The sequence below is a fragment of the Nitrobacter vulgaris genome, from assembly GCF_002028545.1.
Lineage (GTDB): Bacteria > Pseudomonadota > Alphaproteobacteria > Rhizobiales > Xanthobacteraceae > Nitrobacter > Nitrobacter vulgaris.
On the sequence record NZ_MWPQ01000049.1, the window covers coordinates 288,825 to 308,382 of the forward strand.

Sequence of the window (19,558 nt, forward strand, 5' to 3'; positions counted from 1 at the left end):
AGATACAGCTCAAACAAATACTTTACCCAGGTCTCGTCTGATTTTGCGTCCTGAAAAACCTTTGGCGTGGAACGCCGATGACGCTCCACGCCAAAGCCAAACATCAGCGCACGAGGATCTTGTCTCCCCGACCCATTGAGGGATCAGCCTTATTGCTGATCATGAGGATCGCGATGCCGCCAGTAAGCGCGGCGCGCATAGAGTGATCCACCAGCGCATACGCGCCTTCCTTCGGTGAAATGAGATCGAAGGTCGCCGCGTCACCCGGCGCCAAGGTATAATTCTGCATCCCAACCATCATATTTTTAGGATTGCCCGAGGGATACACCCTGTCCCAGATGCCAGCGATCGGATGAAATCCGGAAAACTCGTTGGGACCAGCATTAACCATATAGACGCGCACGCGCTCGCCCGGCTTGGCCTCGAGAGTTTGCGTCGCGTGTTCATCATGCACCGGGTCATACTGAAAGGGCACGGCGTTGAAGGCGTTACGCTTCCACTTGTTCGCCATCATGCTGTCGACATCTTCGGGATTCTCGAACATCTGATGCTCGATCAGGACATATTCACGGTCAGCTTTGGGCATCGCATTAGGATCTTTCGGATCGATGATGACCACTCCGAACATGCCCCGGGCGATGTGCTGGATCATCGGATCAGATCCGCAATGATAGAAGAACACACCTGGATGTTCCGGAACGTACGAAAAGGTCTTGGTCTCGCCGGGTTTGATCGATGCAAAATCCGTCAGAACATCCGAGCGCGCGGAGTGCATGTCGATCGAATGCGATTTCTTGTTCGCGGCATCGTTTTTCAAAGTGAACTCGATGGTGTCGCCTTCTGTGGCCCGGATCACCGGACCGGGAACCTGGCCGTTGAAGGTCCAGGCGGCCACGGTGTTGCCCTGGTTATCAAGCGGGACCGTCGTTTCCTTGGCTACCAATTCGATCTTGACGGTCTTGGCCTGCGCCGTGGCGATCGCGGCGCCGAAAAGAACCATGACTGCTGCCATGCTCCCCACGATGGCGCTGTTCTTCAAATGTGCGGTGGTCATTGAAATCGTTCTCCCCTTCATGATTTGGTATGGCTTTCTTGTTGAATCTATTTGCCGCATTTGCAGACCTGCCGCAGATACTTGACTAAGCCTGTGATCTGCTCTTCGGACAGGACGTGACCCCAGGTTGGCATCAGCACCGACTTGTTGACGGCAAGCCCGCCTTCTTTGATGGCTTTGAACAGTTCATCATCTGGTGTGTCACCCATACTTTTTGCATCGGTGTGATCCCGCGGCTTCACGGAAAGAGCGGGCACGTTGATCCCCGTCCCGTTGCGCTGGAGGCCGTGACATTGCACGCAATAGATCCCATAAATCTGCTCGATCGACTGATCGGCATGGCTTGTCGATGACACGAGCAGCAGAACCAGACCGGCCAAAGCCGCCAACGTTTGCGTTTTCATCACTTGTCTCCTTGGCTCAATTGAACCAGGAACGCGGTCAGTCGCTGGATATCCTGATCCTTCAGATTCGACGTCGGCATCCAGATATGCGGATCGAAACGCTGCGGATCTGCGGTATAGGCGGCAATGAAATCCGCTTGCAGTCGTGCGCCGGCATCGGTCAATCGCGGCCCGGAGAGGCCCCCTTCTCCTTTTTCGCCCTGGTGGCAGGCGACGCAGCCGCGAAACTTGACGAACGCAAGCGCACCCATTCGTGCACCTTTCATCTCACCCTTGAAAATGCCTGCCGGAACGAGATCTGCGGGAGCCTTCAAAGCCATCAGTGCTTCCGCGGCAGCCTCGGCATCGGCCTTCTTTAGCTTCGGGTGAGCAATGATCTTGGACGGATCGGGCACATCGTTCTTGTCGCCCTTCTTGACCATGTTGAAATACGGGTAACCGGCGGGACGTATCGGCTTGGGATCCTGCAACCAGGAAACCAGCCATTCCTTCTTGAACTTGCTACCCGCAAACCAAAGGTCGGGACCTTTGCGCATCAGCAACCTGTCAAGCGAAGCATCGCTCGGTTTAACCAGCGCATGACAACCGGAACAGCTCTGATCAAGTTTGTCGGCGGCGCTTGCGCTGCTCAGTAATGCCGCGGTCAAGCCCGCGACGGCGAGCAAAAGCCCTTTCATGTCGACTCTCCTTTCGATTGAATTCAGGGCGCGGGATCGCCTTTGAAGGCAGGGCTCTCGTGCATATCGAGCGGCTTCTTCATCGATTCCTCGTAATAAAAATCGGGCACGAACTCCTTGTTCTTCCATTTGTAGAAAGACTGATCCTTCAACGGGATTTCCTCATACTCGATAGTGGTCATCATGCCGCCCATCGGAGAACTGCCATTCGTGGTGTGCTTGTCGATGTGATCGTGCACCATCCAGATGCCGGGATTGTCGGCGCGCAGAATCAGGTCATAGCGCTCACCCGGACCGAACAGGATCGTGTCGGCGAGGTAGGGATTGGCGAGGGGCCGGCCATCCTTGGCGTAAACCTCGAAGAGATGACCGTGGATGTGAATGGAATGCAGTTCGTCGCCGGCGCCGATCAAGCGGATGCGAACGACGTCACCCTCCTTGATCCGCAACGGTTGAGTGTCCGGGTAAGCCTTGCCGTTGATGGTGAAGAAATCCGGCACATCACCAGGAACGCCGCCATAGCCGGGCTTCTTCGCCCAGGCTGACGCCCAACTGGAAAACATCATGATGTAATCTTTGGTGACTTCTTTCTCGACCGGCGGCGGATCTTTCGGATCGATGATAAAAGGACCCCACATGCCGCGCATGGCAACGTGCTCGTTGACGTTGACGTGACAGTGGTACCACATGGTGCCGGACGGTTCGGCCTTGAAGCGATAGGTGAAAGTCTCGCCCGGAGGAATTGCCGGTTGCGTGACGTCGGGCACGCCGTCGTTCTTCCAGGTGCCGCGCTGATACAGGCCGTGCCAGTGAATCGTATGGGGCAACGTCGTCTGGTTTTCGATCTCGATCTCGACATCGTCGCCTTCCTTCACATGCAAAAGCGGCCCGGGGCTCTGGCCGTTGAACGAGAAGGCGTAGAAGGTCTGCTTGTCGACGAGCTTAAGGATCGTATCCTCGATGACCATCGAGAATTGCCTTGTCTCAGCAAGCGCGGTGCGCGGACTCACGATGCACAACGAGGCACTTGCAGCGAAAATGACTTTCACGAGATGCGCGCGCAGCGAACAGCGTTGCAGGATCATGGGAATAACATGCATTTCATATTGATGTTTTTCGATAAGCCACTACCAAGGCATAGGCGACGCGGAACGCTTATCCATCAGGCGCCCGCTCATGCTGGAGCCGCCGATGCTGAACAGTGCTCATGATCATGACGCGCGAACCCCAACCTCGAACTGACTACAATCGATAATTGCCATCTTCAGCTCCATAAAGCAATATTTAAAATTCATCTTTTAACAGTTCGCCAAGGCTGGGAAAACACACGACGACGATCGCATCCGCGTTGTGTACATTTCACAAAATGCGCGACGACGCCGATTACACTGCACAACGACTACATCCCCGAGGTGCAAAGAGCTTGCAGCGTCAGTTGGCTGATACCGACCTCTTCCGCCGCTCTCGGCATCACCGTCCATAGTCGATCATTCCAGGTCTGATCGTTTCCCACCGTCCGCATCAAGCCTACCCATTTGACCAATGCCGGCTTTGCCTTTCCGTTTTGCAGCAACCACTGCCCGATATAGAATCGTGCGATCAGATCGTTTGGATCGCCTCTGAGCGCGAACTCAAATTCCGACTTGGCTCGATCTGAAATCATGCCACCATCCGCCAGCGCGAGCGCTTCCCCCAATGCAACATGAAGCACGCTGTTGTCAGGATCACTTTCGATCGCGCGCTCAAGCACCGGAATACTGAAACGAGGAAACCCTAGCTGCAGCAATGCACCACCCATGATCGCCCAGGGCTGGCTTGCGTGCTCCGCAGCCAGGAGCTTCGGCAAGTCGAGCAAGCCTTCAAGTGGCATCGGCGACGTCGTGGCCGCACTGTTCAGCGGAACGGTTATGTGGTGTGTGGTGAGAGGTGATTGATGCGTGAGCCAGACCGCGGCAGCTATACCAACCACAGCTCCCGCAGCCGAGGACGCAATGCACAGCTTTAACCAGCCTCTGGAGTACTGCGTTTGATTTGCAGGCGCTTTCCTCATGCCCCGGGCCGCGGATAGATCCAATCTTCTGACTCTCGTGCAATGTGGAATAAACATGCACATATAATGTATGTTTGTATAGTCCCAAAATTCATGTGCAACAGCGACAGACGGTAGCAGGCCGATGCACGGCGATCGGCGGTGTCCGACTTTGCTTCAAATGAGGTGATATCGCTTCAACATTCAGGGCGCGGAGCTGAGCCGTCATGCGGCGGGCTGTTGTCGATATCCCAGGGCAATGATGGATCGCGCGCCGCTCAAGCAGCCGGTGGGGCCCCGAAATCTTTTGGGTTGAGAATGAGATCGGCGAGCGTATAGCGATCGAGCGTCGTGGTGAACGCTGTCAGCGCTTCCCTCAACGGTGCTCGCAACCGGCAGCTCGACGTGATTGGACAGCGGTTATTTGAGGAAAAGCATTCCACAAGCGCGAAATCCGGCTCGGTGGCGCATAGAACGTCGCCGAGCTTGATTCGGTTCGGCCGTTTGGCAAGCATAAGCCCGCCAGATCTGCCACGTACGGCTTTGAGATAGCCCGCGCGCGTGAGTTGATTTGCCACTTTCATGAGATGGGTGCGGGAGATTCCGTAAACGCTTGCGGTCTCTTCAATCGTGACCAGCCGATCACCATGGGTGGCCGCATACATCAGCAGTCGAAGAGTGTAGTCGAAAAAGCTTGTCAATCTCATCGGGGTCTCGCCGGCGGCACATCGCGTGATTTAGCGAAAAAAGATGAACCTGTCCGACGCCTTTCGCAAGTGTCGATACGTTGCATGAGAGCGGCAGGACGGAGCCTCTCGCCAGCCTTGGAGCCCCGCGACTCGACGCCAGCTTGCCTTCCCACCTGCAAATCGACCATATCTTGTCCACGGCCGACATCACTGTCTGGAGTTCTCGTCCCGAAAAGGTCACGAATGACGATGCCATATGAAACGATCCTCATCGTCGTTCTCGTGCTCCCTTTCGCCGGGAGCTGTCTTGCAGCGTTCCTTCAGAGCAACGCGCGCAACGCCGAAGCGTGGCTGGCCGGTGCGATTTCGCTGATCTGTCTGATGCTTCTGGTCGTGAGCTACCCCCATATCGTCAACGGAGGAGTCATCCGACATACCGTTGAATGGGTGCCCGAACTCGGTCTCAATTTCTATCTGAGGATGGACGGTTTCGCCTGGGTGCTCGCCGCACTGATCGCCAGCATCGGGTTCCTGGTGGTACTTTACGCCCGCTACTACTTGTCCCCCCAAGATCCCGTGCCGCGTTTTTTCTCGTTCCTGCTCGCCTTCATGGGGGCGATGCTCGGCATCGTCCTCTCTGGCAACCTGATCCAACTGGTTTTCTTCTGGGAGCTGACCAGCCTCTTTTCCTTTCTGCTGATCGGCTATTGGTACCAGACAGCGCAGGCGCGGGATGGCGCGCGCATGGCTCTGATTGTAACATCGGCCGGCGGATTTTGCCTGTTCGCCGGTATATTGATCCTCGGACATATCGTCGGCAGTTACGATCTCGATCGCGTTCTCGCGTCGGGCGACAAGATCCGCGCGCATTCGTTTTACATCCCGGCGCTCGTCCTCATCCTTCTCGGAGCCTTGACGAAAAGCGCACAGTTCCCGTTCCATTTCTGGCTGCCACAGGCGATGGCGGCACCGACGCCCGTTTCAGCCTATCTTCACTCCGCCACGATGGTCAAAGGTGGGGTATTTCTTCTGGTGCGGCTCTGGCCTGCGCTGGGCGGAACGAACGAGTGGCTGTGGCTCGTGGGTTCGGCGGGACTTATCAGTTTCATACTTGGAGCGTTCATTGCTCTTTTCCAGCAGGATATGAAAGGACTGCTCGCCTACTCGACCATCAGTCATCTCGGGCTCATCACTCTGCTCATCGGTCTCGACTCACCGCTCGCACAGGTCGCCGCCATCTTTCACCTCATGAACCATGCGACGTTCAAGGCGTCGTTATTCATGGCGGCCGGGATCATCGACCACGAAACCGGCACCCGCGACCTGCGCCGCCTGAGCGGCCTGCGGCGCTTCATGCCGATCACGGCAACGCTCGCGATGGTCGCTGCCGCCGCCATGGCTGGCGTCCCGTTGCTGAACGGCTTCTTGTCCAAGGAGATGTTTTTCGCCCAGACAATCGAGACTCACGACAACTCGTTGCTGGATCAGGCATTGCCCTACATCGTCACCATGGCAAGCATGTTCACGGTCGCTTACTCGCTGCGGTTCATAGCCGAAGTATTTTTCGGTCCCCCACCGCGAGAATTGTCACGCACACCGCATGAGCCGCCGTTCCTGATGCGCTTTCCCGTCGGGCTCCTCGTTCTTGCCTGTCTCCTCGTTGGCATTGTGCCCGGCCTTACAATCGGCCCCCTGCTCCGAACCGCGCTCCACGCTGTCCTCGGCGACGCCATTCCCACTTACAGCCTTGCAATCTGGCACGGCTTAACTCCCGAGTTCCTGATGAGCCTGGTCGCGATTTCCGGCGGCGTGGCCATCTATTTGACGTTCAGGTCATATCTGCTCGTTGCTGAAGGACCGCCACTGCTGCGGTATATCCAAGGTCAGCGCATTTTCGACCGCGTGCTCGTCGCCGTCTCGTGGCAGTTCGCAAGACGGTTAGAGGAGTTGCTTGGCACGCGCCGCTTGCAGCCACAGTTGCAGCTGCTGTTCTGCGCGGCTTTGCTGGTCGGCCTGGCGCCGATGTTCGCTCACGGCATCGAGTTTGGGGGAGAGGCGCGAACGTCTTTCAATGTCGCATTCGCGCTGATCTGGGCTATCGGATGCGCCTGCGCGCTGGCCGCGGCTTACCAGGGCAAATTCCATCGCTTTGCGGCTCTCATTTTCGTGGGCGGCGCGGGCCTGGTGACGTGTGTCAGCTTCGTTTGGCTAGCCGCGCCTGATCTCGCACTGACCCAGCTGGTGGTCGAGACCGTCACCACTGTATTGCTCCTTCTCGGGCTGCGTTGGCTGCCGAAACGCATCGAGAAATTTCCCGCGGCCGACCCGCCGGAACGCGATTCCAGTTGGCGCCGCTTCCGGGACATCGGCATCGCGACCGCGTTCGGAGCCGGTTTGGGGGCGCTGGCCTACGCGGTCATGACACGAGCGGAGCCTGACAGCATCGCGCGATTCTTTGTCGAGAACGCATACGCGCTAGGCGGCGGGACCAACATTGTAAATGTCATTCTTGTAGACTTTCGTGCGTTCGACACCTTCGGCGAGATCACCGTGCTCGGCATCGTCGCGCTGACCGTCTATGCATTGCTGCGGCGATTTCGGCCTGCTGCCGAAAGCATTTCCGTGCCGGAGCAGCAGCACAGTCAAGATCTCTACGATGAGGCTCAACCCACTCGAGAGAAGGGTGACACGCTCAGGAGCGCGATGACCATCCCTCGGCTCATGATGGCCCTGCTTTTCCCGGTGATTTGCACGACCGCGATTTTCCTCCTTCTGCGAGGACATGACCTGCCAGGAGGCGGATTTGTCGCGGGCATCACGATGGCCGTGGCATTCATCCTCCAGTACGTCGCTCGCGGAACCACCTGGACGGAGGAACACCTGCGCATTCTGCCTGTGCACTGGATGGGCGCGGGCCTACTCATAACGGCCTGCGTGGGGGCGGCCGCCTGGTTGTTCGAACGGCCTTTCCTGAGTTCGTCGTTCTCATACCTCGAAGTTCCCTGGATCGGCTCGATTCCTCTGGCGAGCGCACTGCTGTTCGACATCGGCGTATTTGCATTGGTCGTCGGCGCCACTGTCCTGATGTTGATCGCGATCGCGCATCAGACCGTGCGCAGTCATCGGACGCCTTCCAGCCGTGCATCCGCCGCCTCTCCAACGGCTGAGGTGGGGTAGTGGAGATCGTACTCGCGATTGGCATCGGCGTGCTTGCGGGGTCGGGCGTGTGGTTGTTGCTTCGGCCGCGCACGTTCCAGGTGATCATCGGCCTGTCATTGCTCTCTTATGCGGTCAATCTTTTCATTATCGCGATGGGGCGGCTTAAAATCGGCGCCGCTCCGATCCTGGGGACGCACGCATCTGATGACATCGCCAGCCTTCCGGATCCGTTACCACAAGCCCTCGTTCTCACGGCCATCGTCATCAGCTTCGCGACCACTGCGCTATTTCTGGTCGTACTGCTCGCATCCCGCGGCCTGACGGGAACCGACCACGTCGACGGACGGGAGCCGTAGTCGTGAACCATCTGATGATCGCACCGATCGTGCTGCCGTTGTTCGCCGCCGCGATCATGCTGGCTCTCGGAGGAGAGCAGCGCCGCAACGTCAGCGCCGCACTTAGTATCGTGACGACGTTCGCGCTGGTGGCGATTTCCATCATACTCCTGCGCGCCGCCGATGTTGCCCCGACGGGCGTCGCGGGCGTCTATCGCCTGGGCGACTGGCCAGCTCCCTTCGCCATCGTACTCGTTGTGGATCGGCTGGCCACGCTCATGCTGCTGCTAACCAGTCTCCTCGCAGCGGCGGCGGCTGTATTCTCTCTGGCGCGCTGGCATCGCGCGGGGGTGCTGTTCCATCCCTTGTTTCAGCTCCTGCTAATGGGAATCAACGGTGCTTTCCTCACTGGCGATCTCTTCAACCTGTTCGTTTTCGTCGAGGTTCTGCTTGCGGCTTCCTACGGTCTGGCGCTGCACGGCTCGGGAACGGCCAGGGTCAAGGCCGGGTTACATTATATCGTTGTCAACCTCGCGGCGTCGCTGCTGTTTCTGATCGGCGTCAGCCTGATCTACGGCGTGACCGGCACGCTCAACATGGCGGATCTGGCCACCCGCATTCCGGCGGTCAGCGCGGCGGACCGCGGACTGCTGGAGGCAGGAGCGGGCATCCTTGGCATTGCGTTTCTCGTCAAGGCCGGAATGTGGCCGCTGTGCTTTTGGCTCCCAAGCACCTATGCGGCCGCGCCACCGCCTGTAGCGGCGATTTTCGCCGTCCTGACGAAGGTCGGCGCCTACGTCGTGCTGCGGCTATCGCTGCTGTTGTTCGGTGATGATGCGGGAGCGTCGGCGCAATTTGGCGATCATTTGCTGCTGCTAGGAGGCATGGCGACCGTGGCGTTCGGTGCGATCGGGAGCCTCGCGTCGCAGGACATGGCGCGACTCGCCGCCTTCTCGGTGCTGGTATCGTCGGGCACAATACTGGCCGCCATCGGTTTGGGACAAGTGGGCGTGACCGGCGCCGCCCTGTTCTACCTCATCAGCTCGACACTCGGTCTGGGTGCTTTTTTTCTCCTGATCGAACTGGTCGAGCGTGGCCGCGAACCGGGTGCTGACGTACTTGCGGTCACCCGGGAACTCTATGGCGATGAGGATGATTCCGAGATTTTGCCGGAAACCGGAATTGCGATCCCGGCGACGATCGGTATCCTTGGTGTGGCTTTCATCGGCTGCGCCGTCGTCATTTCGGGCTTGCCGCCCCTCTCCGGCTTCGTCGCTAAATTCGCGATCCTGACGGCCACCCTCCACTCTCCGATCGGCGCCCTCTCCCCCGCCACATGGATTTTTCTTTTCCTGTTGATCGTTTCAGGACTTGCGGCGCTGATCGCCATGACGCGCGCCGGCATCCGTTCGTTCTGGGTTTCGCCGGAACGCACCATACCACGCGTCCGCCTTATCGAGATGGCGCCTGTTGCGGCCCTCTTGCTGCTTTGCGCAGTTCAGACGGTTAAGGCGGGTCCGGTTATGCGATTCATGCAGGCGACGGCGCAATCGCTGCATGCTCCTCACCACTATGTCCGGGGAGTTCTGGATTCTCCGATCAAGCCCGACGACTCAAGGGGGCCGACATGACCCGCCTGCTGCCGTTTCCCATAGTTAGCGCCAGTCTCCTTGCTTTCTGGCTGCTGCTCAATCAGACGCTTTCGCCGGGGCATTTTCTTTTAGGCAGCGCCGGGGCCCTTATCGGCGGATGGGGGCTCGCAGCATTGCAGCCGCCGAAAGCGTATCCACGGCGACCGGATCGAATCCTCCTTCTCGCTGCTCTCGTCTTCGTCGACATCGTGAAATCCAATATCGCCGTCGCCCGCATCATCCTCGGGACGAAACGAAAAGAAAGGACTGCGGGCTTTGTGGAAATCCCGCTTGAACTTCGCGATCCTTATGGGCTGGCGGCGCTCGCTTGCATCATCACATCGACGCCGGGGACTCTATGGGTGGACTTCAACGAAGCCAGCGGCATCTTGACCATCCATGTCCTTGATCTGGTCAATGAATCCGAATGGGTCGGCCTTATCAAGGAGCGTTACGAACGGCGGCTGATGGAGATCTTCACATGAGCATGATGCTCGCCTGGTCGGTCACCACGGCACAGATCCTGCTCGGCTGCGCGATGGCATGCGCCGCCTTCCGCATCCTCCGGGGACCAAGAGCACAGGATCGCGTCGTCGGCTTCGACAGCCTGTATGTGAATGCAATGCTGCTGCTTCTCACCTTCGGCATAAGAACAGGCAGCACGCTTTACTTCGAAGCAGCCTTGATCATCGCTCTGCTTGGTTTCGTGAGCACTGTGGTCCTTGCCAAATTCCTGCTTCGCGGGGAGGTCATCGAGTGAGTGCAGCAGGCGAACTTTCTGCGCTGCCAGCCGTCCTGACGGCGGTTTTCCTGGTCAGCGGAGCTGCGGTCACGTTGGTCGGCGCGCTCGGCCTGCTACGCCTCCGGACCTTTTACGAACGGGTCCACGCGCCCACCCTGGGAACCACTTTGGGAACAGCCTTCATCGCCATCGCGTCGATGATCTACTTCTCCGCGCTAGGAACGGGTCCGGTCCTGCACGAGCTCCTTATCATTGTTCTCGTCATCACAACGACCCCGATCGGCCTGATGATTCTGGTCAATGCTGCACTTTTTCGGGATAAACTCGAAAACGACGGAGCGCTTCAGCGACATGCAAAAGACGGCATCGCTGATCCGTTGTTGGACAAGGGAGCGCCGCAAGAGCCCCGCGCGGAGTAAGCATAAAAAAGGATGCAGGGCATCCCGCGTCGGCAGCCTAGGAGATTTCGGTCGAAAGTTCCCGGTCGGACCTGTGCTCAAGGTCTCCGTTCACCTGCTTGACGTAAAGACCACGCTGCAACACCTGAACTTTCCGGTGATCCGAGACGGGGATATTCGTAATCAGACCTGAGTGCAGCGCTCGCCTCCATGCCTCAAGCTCGGTGGGCGCGGCTGCACCGATGCGTTGATCCTGATAGAATAAAGCGTATGCCATTGTTCTTTCCCTCTCTCCTGCGAACTAACAACGTTGAGGAAGGAAAATCGTCTCCTCCGCACCGGCGCCGCCTCATTCACTTTCAGATGAAAGAGTCTACCCCCGGGTCACCGCCACGGTGGTGCCGGACGTATAGCTCGAGAGCAGATCAGCCAGCATGACATAGGCAGTTGCCAGTTCGGCGGGCTGCCCGGGGCGCTTCATCGGAACCTGCTTGCCAAAGTCGGTCACGATCTCCTCCGGCATGGTCGAGGGAATCAAGGGGACACCTTCGATCAATAACCTGTCATTTCGAGATACCCGACACCATGGTGGGTGCCCGTGAAACTCACCGGGCCTTCCCAGTAGGAAAAACGCGTTCCCATCCAGCTCTTTGGATTCAGCGGGACCGTTTCGATCGTCAGCGCCCGATCGCGAACGACGATACGCCAGCTTGTCGGCAGCATGCGATCCGCGACTTCTGTTGTGACTGTCGGGATCATATCAATGGACCTGGAAGCGAGCGCTACCGACCGTCCATCCAGTCCGGTCCAGTTACCCGTAAGGTAGGGCTGACCTTGGGCTTGTCGCAGGCGATACAGCATCAGTTTTTCGCCGGTCTCAAGGTGCAACGAGAACCAATCCCATCCCGTCTGATCCGAGGCCAGCGGCTGGCTGCTCCATTCGCGGTCCATCCAGGCCTGTCCGGTAACATTGACGGGCTTGCCGTCGATCGTGACGGTCCCGGCCGCCGTGAAATGCGGCTGGCTGTAATAGTAGGACGCCTGCCCACGTTCGGATTTCGCGCTGTAGCCGGCCTCGCCCTGGAGCACGAGAGCTCTGTCTGCCTCAAGCCTCAGCGCATAACTGAACTCTGCACTCGATGCGTTGACCTCAAGCGGCGCGACGTTCATCGCCGACATACGATCGATCCCGCGCATTTGCCATGAATCGATCCAGCCGTGAAAGGGAGCCGCTTCCACGCCGGCCTGGCCCACGCCGCCGCGTGCAAACGCTTCGCTATAGAGATGCGTATCGGCGCGGGTTACGGCGGCATGGCCCATCCAGACTTGCTGGTTCGCCCAACCTTCGCGTTGCGGTCCTGGCTGAATCGCCTGGCGAAACAACGTCCACTGCACGCCGAGCGCCTGGCCGGCGCTGTCTTTGAGATTGGCGGTGAGATACCACCATTCGATGCGGTAATCCGGATGCGGGCCGTGATCGTAGGGAAATTCGAAACTCCTGCCGGGTATCACCGAAGCGAATCCGGAAGCATCACCACCAAGTCCAGCGAAATTCTGAGCCAGCGAGGTTCTTCGTCCGAAACCGAGAACGGCAAGCCCCGTCGCAAACGCACGGCGCGAGATTTTTGCATTAGCGCTCATTGGCAAAGATCTTGATCAGCACCGCCGGGGGCAGCCGCATCAGCCGGACGACCGGAATCAGCGTCGCCAGCAGCGACGCAAACATCGCCACGCCGACAAGCTCGGCGAGATGCAGCGGAAAGACATGGAACGGCAGGCGCCAGCCAAATGCTCTGACGTTGACCACCGCGATCAGGCACCACGCCACCAGCAAGCCGAGCGGCAGCGCCAACATCGCGGTGATGAACGCAATGGACATTGTCTTGAGAAGCTCAATGCCGGCCAGCTGCCGCCTTGTCACCCCAAGCGCCCACAACGGCGCCAGTTGTGGAAGACGGGAACTGCTGAGGGTCAGCAGGCTAGTGAACAACGCAACTCCGGCGACACCCAGCGTAAACATGTTCAGTGCAGCGGTCACCGCGAACGTGCGGTTGAAAATCCCTGTCGATTCCATCTTCAGCGCCGATTGATCGGAGAGGCGGCTTTCGTCGAGATGAAATGCCTTGCGCATGTCATCGATCAACGGCCCGATCTTGCCGGGGGTCACGCGCAAGCCGAACCGGGTCCGCGGCAGATCTGGAAATCGGCCTGTGAAGGCGTCGATATTGACGGCGATCTGCCCCTTAGCATTACCGTAATCGGCATAGATAGCTGCGACACGCAGGGACCAGATGCCGGTGGGCGTACTGACGCCGAGTCGGTCACCAAGCCGTAGTTTCAGTCTCCGTGCCAACTGCTCACTCACGAGGGCGCCCTCGCCTGACTTGACGTCATCCCACGCATTCGACCGCGACTCCAACAATGGCCAACGGTCGCGATAGGTGGCGTGATCGGCGAGGCCAAGAACCTCCACCGGCCAGCCCCCGATCTCGATCTCGGCGCGGCCGCTCGGCAGGATGGCAGTGACCTCCGGCCGCGAGCGCAGCCGTGCTTCGATATCGCGAGCTTGGGCATCACTGAAGGCGTTCACATAGACGTCCGCAGCGAGCCGGCCGTCCAGCCATGCGGCGAAGGTTTTACTGAAACTCTCCACCATGGTTCCCACGCCGACGTTAACCGCGAGCACGAGCAGCAAGGCCATCAGTGCTAGCGACAGTCCGGGAAGTTGCTGACGGCTGTCCGCCCAGAACCACATCACAAGCGGCTGCCGCGAGCTTCGCTCGCCGATGCGCAGCACGACTTCGAGCAGCACAGGGAGCGCAAGCGCCGCACCCAGCAGCAGCGCCGCCAGCACCGCGAATCCTGAGATCAGCGAGCCGCCGACTAACAGAACGGTGATTGCCGCAACAAGCATCGCGACGGCCATGACGCCTTGATAGCCCAGCCATCGCCGCTGTGATTGCTGCCATGCATAAGGTTGCGCCATCGCGAGAACCGAAAGACGGACGACTTTCAAGAGGCTTGTCGACGACGCAGCCAATGTACCGACGGCGCTCATTGCCAAGCCTGCGATCCACCATTCGGGTCTGAGAGCCAGCGCCCCGGAAACCCGCGCGCCATACAGCCCGTTCAGACTCGCAGCGACATTGGGCAGTAACGCCGCGGCGATCAGATATCCGCAGACCAATCCGACCAGGCCGCCGGCGATGGCCAGGACCAGCAGCTCGATCAGCACCACACCGTTCAACTTCCGGGACGATACTCCGCAAGCGCGAAGGGTCCGGAGCATCGGCATACGCTGCTCGAAGGCCAAGCCGACCGCCGAATAGACGATAAAGAGTCCAACAAGAAACGATAGCAGCCCGAAGGCCGACAGGTTGAGATGAAAGCTGTCGGTCAGACGTTCAAGATCGGTTTCGGCGTCCGCCGCGACATACCTGAGCATGTCGCCAGTGACAGCCTCAAGCAGCGGCGGCTGGCTGCGCGTGTTGCCAATCAACAGACGCGAGAGCCGACCTTGCATGTGAAGAGTGCTTTGCGCAAATCCGATATCGACGATCACGACACCCGGTGCGAGCTGCGCGTGAACCTTGAGCGGCGGCAGTAGCGCCCCGTCATCCGTGACAAGGACCGTTCCTTCCGTCCCGGTCAGCGCGATCAATGTCTCCGGCGCGACCAAAGTCTCACCGGGAGGCCCGATGAACGATTTCAGATCCGCCGCGCCGATCGCCGGGATCGACCCTGCCTGCGCTGGAAACGTTACCGGCTCGATTCCCAACAGACGCAATGGCCTTCCCTGAATGCGAATTCGTCCTTCGACGACAGGTGAGACTTGCCATCCCGCCCGCCGGAGATCGACGAAAAGCTGCTGAGAAAATGTGGAATCACGCTGCCCGACCAGCATCGCGGGTCGAGAACCGCCAAAGACCGCCGCGGCCCGATCGTAGCTGGTGCGAGCCTGCTGGTTCAATGCCTCTACGCCACTCCACAGTGCCGTCGCGGAGATCAGACCTACCATGAGTGTCGTCAGTTGCAGCGGATGCCGGCGCCAATGGCTAAGCATCACCGCAAGGATCCAATACCCTTGCTTCACGAAATCAGTCCGGCGCTCAGTCGAACTGTCCGGTCCAGTTTCGCGGCAAGCCGTGTGCTGTGCGTCGCCATGAGAAAAGCGCATCCGGTCCGTTTGACGAGATCAAGCGCGATATCTGTAACATCGTCGGCCGTCGCCTCATCGAGGTTTCCGGTCGGTTCGTCAGCAAGAAGCAGAGGCGGCCTGACCGCAAGCGCGCGCCCGATTGCAACCCGCTGTTGTTGGCCGCCTGAGAGTTGTTCGGGATATCGCTTCAGCAGATTGCCGAGGCCCAACCGATCGACAAGTTCGTTTTGCCATTGGCTGTCATGGCGACCGGCGAGACGCGACTGAAAAGCTAGGTTATCGGCGACGGTTAGAGAAGGGATCAGATTGAACTGCTGAAAAATCAAACCGAGCCGGTCCCGGCGGATTGCTGCACGGCCCTGATCCGCCAGTGCAGTCACCTCCGTGGCATCGAGCCGGATTGAGCCACCGTCCGCCTCATCGAGACCCGCAATCAGGTGCAGCAACGTGCTTTTGCCGCTTCCCGATTCCCCGGTCAGCGCAACGCTCTCACCGGCGCTAACATGCTCGCAGACCCCGCGAAGAACGGCGATCTGTTCCTGCGCCGAACGATAGGTTTTGGTCAGGTTCTGGATATCCAGCATTGGTGCTCTTGGAATATCCATCGCCGTCTCGTCCGTCATGGACGAAAGGTCGACCATCGTGAACGCCACTCCCTTTCTAGTCACGTAGGTCTTGACGCTGCCGCTTCGTCCCAACCTAGTTGCATCCGCCGCCCCCTCTTCGGCGACCGGCTTCAAACGGTCCATGCGTTTGCATATCAAACCTACATCTTGACCGTCACCTTCCGGTTCTCGCCCAGGTTCGGTTTCTTGCCGGTCAACCTCGCCTTGGCGAACTCGAATACAGTCGCGACGCTGCTTGCCGGCCCGTCCCATAATTCCACAGTAGAAGGTTCAATCTGCAACAGGCATACGTTAGGATCGCTCGGTCCTCCCGGCCACCATAATTCATCTGTCTTTCGCCACGCCGCCTTCGTCAGGTCGGCATCGTGGATGATGCAGGCGCGCCCGGTGATTGACAGGTAGGCTTTATCACTCGAGTCGATAAACACGAGGCCGACGTCGGGCCGTGCCTCAATCTCTTCTTCCTTCGGGCTGTGGATATCGGTTACGAAGAAAATCAGGCCAGCGTCACGGTCAGGCCTTGCTTCGAGCGGTCGCGCGCGCAGTCCATCAGCAAACTGCGTCGTCAGCATGCAAACGCCAACTTTTTCAATGATGTCCCAGATCCGTTCGATGTCGTTTTTCCTGCTCATGGAAACACCTCTTATAGCGACAAGCCCTCACGCGCTCGACGCTGCCGATTTTTGCCCGTCACGGCCATAGACAGCGGTGCTTTCCACTTTGTCGCTGTGCCGATAAGAGTTTCTCAATCTGCCATCGTGGCCTCTGAATTGAGAAGCTACGGAACATCAACGCCGCCACTAGCGCTCCGTTCCGGAAAGGCAAGGGAAACGCCAGCATATCGGACTGATCAAACGCGTCCTGACTTGCGCCAATGAGCATGACCTACAGTAAAGACGGCAGATCTATAGCCACGTCAATTTCTGTTGCTGGTGCTATCTATCGCCGCCGGATCAACCGCCCCGCGCTCCCCCTTCTGAACCGCCGAAACCAGCGCGTTGACGCTAACCAAAGCTGCAGCGACTAGAATTGCGGCCAATAGCACCTCAATTTTCATCTCGCTTTTCATATCACTCAACCTTCTGACCCAGATGCGGCCACTGCGCATTGCTCCTTCTGATGTGCGCCGCCGTTGCAAGATTTTAAGGTCGGTTCCAAAAGAAAAAAGTCGCCTGGGCACGAGATCTAGCGACCGGCTTCATTCGCCAGCTGCCGCCGACGTCGCCAGAACGGCTGATCGAACCAGCGGGACTGGATGCCATAGTAGAAATCGTGTTGCGACACGTAGGTCTGCCAGAGTTGGCGCTGCTGTTGATCGTATCGATGGATGTAGCTATTGCGACCGTCCAATCCTGCCGCCCCCTGCGGAGAGTCCGTCAGCGCGTAGTGAATCATATGCCCGGCATGGCTCGCCGTCCTGAGCGCCTTGTCGATACCTTGCGACGACAGCGGATCATAGGCTTGTGCCGCATCACCCACCGCCATCCAGGCGTCGCCGCAAAAGTTTCCCAGTCGCTGGCTATTGGCCGGCGCTCCCCGGATGATCCCGCAAGGGTGATACCCTCCGGCTTTGAGCAAAGGCGCAATATGCGTCGAACCGTCCAGCAGTTGATCGAAGCCTTGCCGCGACGCTGCCAGCCTCGCCGCCGGCAAATCCTTATCGGTGTGCAAGACCACCAGCCGCCGGGTTTCATTGTCTTCGGATCCGGGCAAGCGGTTGCTGTACCACCAGCCGTATGGCGCGGCCTCAATGCGGGTATAACGGTCATCATCACCGCCCGAGCAGGAAAACCATTGCGCATAGGCGAACAGCCGATCGCCATGACTCAGTGTCGGGACACCAAGTATGCGAGCCACGACCGCTTGGCGACCCGAACAGTCGACGAGATAACGGGCGCGATCCTGCCGAGTGACGTTGCGCGAGGTGAGCGTCAGTTGCCAATTGAAATTGCCGCCTTCAATCCGCGTGCAGGACTGGAAACAGACATCCTTGAGCAAGGTCGCACCAGCCGCGACCGCTTTCGTACGCAGCGCTTCATCGAACGCTAGCCGCTCGACGCAGAGGCCATGGCCGGCCGACGCGAAGAAAAAATCCGCGATCTCGGTCGGTTCGGTTCCCCATAGCGAGATGTTGCCGGCAGTTCTGAAAAGACCAGGAAGTTGCTGTTCGGGACTTTCAATATCTCCCAGGAAGTGTCTGACCAGCCCCATCGACGTGGGCGGCAGGGACTCGCCAAGCTTGAAGCTGGGCGACGCGCGCTTCTCCACCAGCAGGACGCGCTGCCCGTACTTCGCGAGCGTGATGGCGGTTGCGGCCCCCGCGGGTCCGGAACCAACAATGACGACGTCCCATATTGTCCCGGTCGGGTCGAGCAACGGCGCCGACGCCACTGATCATTTGCTCTTGGCGGGCGGCCGGTTCAGGGCCGGATCACGCTCTTGTTCGGCGAACACGATCTGACCGTTGGCTCTCAGGAAGCTGCCATCCTCATTCTTGACCGGCAGCACCATCCCCAATCTTGACCAGGCATAAGCCATCTGATGGTAACCATCGGCAGACGAGAGCGGTTCACCGTGCTCATCGTATCCGCGGAACCATTCCTTGTAGGTTCGGGTCTGGCTCTTCCTGTCGTATTCGAAAACGATATCCGGCCGCTGCGTCGGCCACCACAACACGTTGCACGACCAGAAGTCGCCTTGCCAAGGGCTCGACATGTAGGCGGAGAGCGATCCAGGCTCGATGCCCTTGTCGACACGGAACGCCTCAGCAAAATTTTCCCGATAGAGAATCAGATACGGGAATTCGATCCCCGGGTGGAAACCGCCGCCGATCGTAGGTTCGAGCGCCGAGCTGTCGAGTGCATGTGGCTGCTCCGCCAGCGGCAAGGTCTCAAGCGCAACGGGTTTTGGTGGAGTGCCAACCTCGAAGTCTCCTTCGGCCCATTCTTTCAGGTGATTGAGCTGCCGATCGGTCAGGCTGAGAAACTGATCGGGCAGGCTCAGTCCCAATTGCTCATTCTGTAACGGCTTGCCTCCGGTGCCCCACAGCCTGGGCATCTTGAAGGGTCCTGCATCGCCCTTGAAGTCGTCGTTCTGCCAGCTGGTTGGACGCGCTGGCGGCGGCGGCATCAGGGAATCAACCAGCCGTCCGCGCTTGCCGGGCGCATGCCGCATCAATTCATAGATCATCTGCCGCGTCGGCTTGCTGTTCTCGCTCGGATCCGTGAAAGCAGTCATGTATTCGGCACTGAGCAGGCTGCCCGGCTGCCCCGGACCGTGAGCGGCGTCCTTGGTGTCAGGTGAAACGCCCCCTGCCGCCGCGTTCACCCAGCTGTAGCTAACTGCCTTGGCGAAGATCGGGAAGACATCTCGGTAGAAGTTCGTCTTCTTCCATACGTGGGGGTAAGACTCAGGAAAAGCCTCGTAAACGCGATCCAGAATAGAGACCACATGATACATGTGAGGTGCAAACTTCGGTGGCGCGGTAACGATCCAGGCTCCCGCACGCGGATTCCGCGTTCCTTCGTCCGTCGCTGATTTCACGTTGTCGCGCGTACTCAGTACAGTTCCGTCCTTCAGCGTGACGGTGACGTCGATTTCACCACAGCACGTGTCGTCCCACCAACCCGGAATGTTGAAGTAGGCGAACTGGTTC

The 19,558-nt window shown here is 58.9% G+C and carries 20 protein-coding genes and 1 pseudogene; 6 read left to right on the plus strand and 15 right to left on the minus strand.

All coding sequences use genetic code 11. The annotated features are described in order from the left end of the window. Positions 1–103: 103 nt before the first annotated feature. From B2M20_RS14160 to B2M20_RS14185, 6 genes are all read right to left on the minus strand, one after another. Complete coding sequence (locus B2M20_RS14160) at positions 104–1,054, minus strand: multicopper oxidase domain-containing protein (protein ID WP_079447647.1); 951 nt, start codon at positions 1,052–1,054, stop codon at positions 104–106. A 47-nt stretch (positions 1,055–1,101) separates the two neighbouring features. Next, positions 1,102–1,458, minus strand: coding sequence for a c-type cytochrome (locus B2M20_RS14165; RefSeq protein ID WP_079447648.1), 357 nt, complete (start codon positions 1,456–1,458; stop codon positions 1,102–1,104). Continuing rightward, positions 1,458–2,135, minus strand: a complete 678-nt coding sequence (locus tag B2M20_RS14170; RefSeq protein ID WP_079447649.1) for a c-type cytochrome — start codon at positions 2,133–2,135, stop codon at positions 1,458–1,460. The genes B2M20_RS14165 and B2M20_RS14170 overlap by 1 nt, the downstream gene beginning before the upstream one ends. A 23-nt stretch (positions 2,136–2,158) precedes the next feature. Next, the gene (locus B2M20_RS14175) at positions 2,159–3,235 is read right to left on the minus strand and encodes a multicopper oxidase domain-containing protein (protein ID WP_079447650.1); all 1,077 of its coding nucleotides are present in this window, start codon (positions 3,233–3,235) and stop codon (positions 2,159–2,161) included. Between the two features lie 299 nt (positions 3,236–3,534). After that, the gene (locus tag B2M20_RS14180; protein WP_244553519.1) at positions 3,535–4,005 is read right to left on the minus strand and encodes a tetratricopeptide repeat protein; all 471 of its coding nucleotides are present in this window, start codon (positions 4,003–4,005) and stop codon (positions 3,535–3,537) included. Positions 4,006–4,442: 437 nt separating this feature from the next. Further along, the gene (locus tag B2M20_RS14185; protein WP_079447652.1) at positions 4,443–4,871 is read right to left on the minus strand and encodes an RrF2 family transcriptional regulator; all 429 of its coding nucleotides are present in this window, start codon (positions 4,869–4,871) and stop codon (positions 4,443–4,445) included. Positions 4,872–5,096: 225 nt separating this feature from the next. On the opposite strand from B2M20_RS14185, the gene B2M20_RS14190 reads away from it, so the two are divergent. From B2M20_RS14190 to mnhG, 6 genes are read left to right on the plus strand one after another with little or no spacing between them, the layout of a single operon-like run. Then, positions 5,097–8,030 carry a monovalent cation/H+ antiporter subunit A gene (locus B2M20_RS14190; RefSeq protein ID WP_079447653.1) on the plus strand — a complete coding sequence of 978 codons (2,934 nt, stop codon included), beginning with the start codon at positions 5,097–5,099 and terminating at the stop codon, positions 8,028–8,030. Then, the gene (locus tag B2M20_RS14195; protein ID WP_079447654.1) at positions 8,030–8,368 is read left to right on the plus strand and encodes a Na+/H+ antiporter subunit C; all 339 of its coding nucleotides are present in this window, start codon (positions 8,030–8,032) and stop codon (positions 8,366–8,368) included. The genes B2M20_RS14190 and B2M20_RS14195 overlap by 1 nt, the downstream gene beginning before the upstream one ends. A 2-nt stretch (positions 8,369–8,370) precedes the next feature. Beyond that, the gene (locus B2M20_RS14200; RefSeq protein ID WP_079447655.1) at positions 8,371–9,978 is read left to right on the plus strand and encodes a monovalent cation/H+ antiporter subunit D; all 1,608 of its coding nucleotides are present in this window, start codon (positions 8,371–8,373) and stop codon (positions 9,976–9,978) included. Further along, entirely contained in the window at positions 9,975–10,463 is a 489-nt protein-coding gene (locus B2M20_RS14205; protein WP_079447656.1) for a Na+/H+ antiporter subunit E, read from the plus strand. Before B2M20_RS14200 ends, B2M20_RS14205 begins: the two co-directional genes overlap by 4 nt. Continuing rightward, complete coding sequence (locus tag B2M20_RS14210; protein ID WP_079447657.1) at positions 10,460–10,738, plus strand: K+/H+ antiporter subunit F; 279 nt, start codon at positions 10,460–10,462, stop codon at positions 10,736–10,738. The genes B2M20_RS14205 and B2M20_RS14210 overlap by 4 nt, the downstream gene beginning before the upstream one ends. Next, on the plus strand, positions 10,735–11,139 hold the full coding sequence (gene mnhG / locus B2M20_RS14215) for a monovalent cation/H(+) antiporter subunit G (RefSeq protein WP_079447658.1): 405 nt from the start codon (positions 10,735–10,737) through the stop codon (positions 11,137–11,139). The genes B2M20_RS14210 and mnhG overlap by 4 nt, the downstream gene beginning before the upstream one ends. 37 nt (positions 11,140–11,176) lie before the next feature. On the opposite strand, the gene B2M20_RS14220 is transcribed toward mnhG, so the two are convergent. From B2M20_RS14220 to B2M20_RS14260, 9 genes and pseudogenes are all read right to left on the minus strand, one after another. Next, positions 11,177–11,395 carry a hypothetical protein gene (locus B2M20_RS14220; protein ID WP_079447659.1) on the minus strand — a complete coding sequence of 73 codons (219 nt, stop codon included), beginning with the start codon at positions 11,393–11,395 and terminating at the stop codon, positions 11,177–11,179. 96 nt (positions 11,396–11,491) lie between these two features. Next, positions 11,492–11,659 (minus strand): annotated as a pseudogene (locus B2M20_RS14225) (SDR family oxidoreductase); the annotation flags it as partial. A gap of 11 nt (positions 11,660–11,670) precedes the next feature. After that, a complete protein-coding gene (locus B2M20_RS14230) occupies positions 11,671–12,759 on the minus strand; it encodes a lipocalin-like domain-containing protein (protein ID WP_079447660.1) in 1,089 nt (362 codons plus the stop codon). Continuing rightward, a complete protein-coding gene (locus tag B2M20_RS14235) occupies positions 12,749–15,211 on the minus strand; it encodes an FtsX-like permease family protein (protein ID WP_079447661.1) in 2,463 nt (820 codons plus the stop codon). The genes B2M20_RS14230 and B2M20_RS14235 overlap by 11 nt, the downstream gene beginning before the upstream one ends. Then, a complete protein-coding gene (locus B2M20_RS14240; RefSeq protein WP_079447718.1) occupies positions 15,208–15,861 on the minus strand; it encodes an ABC transporter ATP-binding protein in 654 nt (217 codons plus the stop codon). The genes B2M20_RS14235 and B2M20_RS14240 overlap by 4 nt, the downstream gene beginning before the upstream one ends. 182 nt (positions 15,862–16,043) lie before the next feature. Beyond that, positions 16,044–16,535 (minus strand): pyridoxamine 5'-phosphate oxidase family protein, encoded by a 492-nt coding sequence (locus B2M20_RS14245; protein ID WP_079447662.1) that lies wholly within the window; start codon positions 16,533–16,535, stop codon positions 16,044–16,046. A 284-nt stretch (positions 16,536–16,819) separates the two neighbouring features. Next, positions 16,820–16,972, minus strand: a complete 153-nt coding sequence (locus tag B2M20_RS19590) for a hypothetical protein (RefSeq protein WP_158081543.1) — start codon at positions 16,970–16,972, stop codon at positions 16,820–16,822. Positions 16,973–17,088: 116 nt separating this feature from the next. Next, entirely contained in the window at positions 17,089–18,294 is a 1,206-nt protein-coding gene (locus tag B2M20_RS14255; RefSeq protein WP_079447664.1) for an NAD(P)/FAD-dependent oxidoreductase, read from the minus strand. 3 nt (positions 18,295–18,297) lie between these two features. Then, positions 18,298–19,558 (minus strand): LodA/GoxA family CTQ-dependent oxidase (locus B2M20_RS14260; protein ID WP_201789028.1); only part of this gene is annotated, 1,261 nt, incomplete at its 5' end.

What these genes read in the sequence shown, in the direction of transcription:
- B2M20_RS14160 (WP_079447647.1), bottom strand. Translation starts at nt 1,054, where the DNA reads ATGACCACCGCACATTTGAAGAACAGCGCCATCGTGGGGAGCATGGCA.
- B2M20_RS14165 (WP_079447648.1), bottom strand. Translation starts at nt 1,458, where the DNA reads ATGAAAACGCAAACGTTGGCGGCTTTGGCCGGTCTGGTTCTGCTGCTC.
- B2M20_RS14170 (WP_079447649.1), bottom strand. Translation starts at nt 2,135, where the DNA reads ATGAAAGGGCTTTTGCTCGCCGTCGCGGGCTTGACCGCGGCATTACTG.
- B2M20_RS14175 (WP_079447650.1), bottom strand. Translation starts at nt 3,235, where the DNA reads ATGCATGTTATTCCCATGATCCTGCAACGCTGTTCGCTGCGCGCGCAT.
- B2M20_RS14180 (WP_244553519.1), bottom strand. Translation starts at nt 4,005, where the DNA reads ATGCCACTTGAAGGCTTGCTCGACTTGCCGAAGCTCCTGGCTGCGGAG.
- B2M20_RS14185 (WP_079447652.1), bottom strand. Translation starts at nt 4,871, where the DNA reads ATGAGATTGACAAGCTTTTTCGACTACACTCTTCGACTGCTGATGTAT.
- B2M20_RS14190 (WP_079447653.1), top strand. Translation starts at nt 5,097, where the DNA reads ATGACGATGCCATATGAAACGATCCTCATCGTCGTTCTCGTGCTCCCT.
- B2M20_RS14205 (WP_079447656.1), top strand. Translation starts at nt 9,975, where the DNA reads ATGACCCGCCTGCTGCCGTTTCCCATAGTTAGCGCCAGTCTCCTTGCT.
- B2M20_RS14210 (WP_079447657.1), top strand. Translation starts at nt 10,460, where the DNA reads ATGAGCATGATGCTCGCCTGGTCGGTCACCACGGCACAGATCCTGCTC.
- B2M20_RS14220 (WP_079447659.1), bottom strand. Translation starts at nt 11,395, where the DNA reads ATGGCATACGCTTTATTCTATCAGGATCAACGCATCGGTGCAGCCGCG.
- B2M20_RS14230 (WP_079447660.1), bottom strand. Translation starts at nt 12,759, where the DNA reads ATGAGCGCTAATGCAAAAATCTCGCGCCGTGCGTTTGCGACGGGGCTT.
- B2M20_RS14240 (WP_079447718.1), bottom strand. Translation starts at nt 15,861, where the DNA reads ATGCTGGATATCCAGAACCTGACCAAAACCTATCGTTCGGCGCAGGAA.
- B2M20_RS14245 (WP_079447662.1), bottom strand. Translation starts at nt 16,535, where the DNA reads ATGAGCAGGAAAAACGACATCGAACGGATCTGGGACATCATTGAAAAA.
- B2M20_RS19590 (WP_158081543.1), bottom strand. Translation starts at nt 16,972, where the DNA reads ATGAAAAGCGAGATGAAAATTGAGGTGCTATTGGCCGCAATTCTAGTC.